The sequence below is a fragment of the Sinorhizobium sp. M4_45 genome (assembly GCF_002885915.1).
Taxonomy (GTDB): domain Bacteria; phylum Pseudomonadota; class Alphaproteobacteria; order Rhizobiales; family Rhizobiaceae; genus Sinorhizobium; species Sinorhizobium meliloti_A.
This window is the reverse complement of the sequence record NZ_NWVE01000027.1, coordinates 1-1,417: the sequence shown is the minus strand read 5'-3', so window position 1 is coordinate 1,417 and position 1,417 is coordinate 1. Positions and strand designations below refer to the sequence as shown.

Sequence of the window (1,417 nt, the reverse complement as noted above, 5' to 3'; positions counted from 1 at the left end):
CATTACAGTTGCATTTTCGTTTGCAGATGAGCTCGTCGCGCGGCCGCCTGATGGGCGCGTCTCCAGCATGACCATGCGATGACGGAGGCGGGGTTTATGCGACGCTGAGCGAGTCTGGTGGCGATGCGTCGGACTTCCTGGATAGACCAGCGGATCAAATCCTGATGGTCGGCATCCGCGGTTTTTTTGGGGGCGTCGCGTCATTGGCGCGGTACCGGATCACCGCCATCATGGCGAAGGCAAGCATGACGAGGGAGACGTGGCGATGCCAGCCATGCCATGACCGGGTTTCGTTGTGATCGAGTCCGAGCTCGTTCTTGGCGGTCTCGAAGCTGTCTTCGATCGCCCAGCGATGGCCTTCAACGGAAACGAGCGTCTGGATGTCCGTCCCGGCCGGGCACCATGTGGTGAAGAAGGCGAGATCACCGTCGCTGATATTGCGCCGGATCAGGAGGCCACGGGTCCAAAGCCCCGATTTCGTGTCGTTGTATTCGTCGGCATCGAGATCGGCGAGTTCGCAGTAGGCCCAGTCATGAAGCCGTGCGCCTTTGGTGCCCTCACCGGCGGAAAGACGTTGCCATGCACTTGGATCGAGATCACGGGCGATCTCCTGCGCTGTGCCGGCGACCGGAGGCTTTCCCGACCACGAGCCGAAATGGTGGTCCGACTTAATCCCAAGAACGTAGCCTTTGCAGGCTCGGCGCAGGGTTCCTTCGACGTCCCCGACGCCATAGACCGCATCTGCGGCCACCCATGAAAACGGCACATCGGCTGCCAGCGCACGCCGTATCATATCGACAGCCAGTCCTGGCTTGGTAGCGAAGGCTATAGCCTCAGGAACATGAGCTGCTGCAAGCCTTGCCGGATCGCCAGTCCAGCTCTTGGGCAAATACAGGGCTCGATCGATAAAGGCATGACCGCGAGCGGACACATAGGCGGCGAACACACCGATCTGGCAGTTCGTTATCTTGCCTGCCGAGCCTGTATATTGACGCGCAACACCGCACGATGTCTTGCCCTGCTTGAGGAAGCCCGTCTCATCGATGACCAGGACCGCATCATCTGTGGCGAGGTTTTCTACAACATACTCTCGCACGATGTCGCGAAGTGCGTCCGCGTCCCAACGCCCGCGCCCCAGAATGGCTTGTTGCCGCCACGGGCCGGGATCACCGGCCGCCTCAGCACGCATCCAACCTGTCTTACGCCGCTCGTCACCCAGCAAGCCGTCCAGGAAAAGGTTCGCAGAGGCTGCAACTCGCTCCTGCGTAAACAGTCCGCGCATGCGGGCCTTCACGTCGCGCAACGATGATGCCCAAAGCTCAAGCGTCGTCTCGATTGATGCACCTGCCATCCATGACCTCCGAATCATGGAGACCCATGGATTCAGATCATAGATAAATATGCAACTGTAATGCTA

General features: G+C 59.7%; 1 protein-coding gene. It reads right to left on the bottom strand.

All coding sequences use genetic code 11. The features are described 5' to 3' along the window. Positions 1-154: 154 nt before the first annotated feature. Entirely contained in the window at positions 155-1,369 is a 1,215-nt protein-coding gene (locus CN933_RS31175) for an IS701 family transposase (RefSeq protein WP_102763424.1), read from the bottom strand. Positions 1,370-1,417 lie beyond the last annotated feature (48 nt).

Excerpts from the sequence above, each read along its gene's own strand:
- CN933_RS31175 (WP_102763424.1), bottom strand. The coding sequence starts at position 1,369 with ATGATTCGGAGGTCATGGATGGCAGGTGCATCAATCGAGACGACGCTT.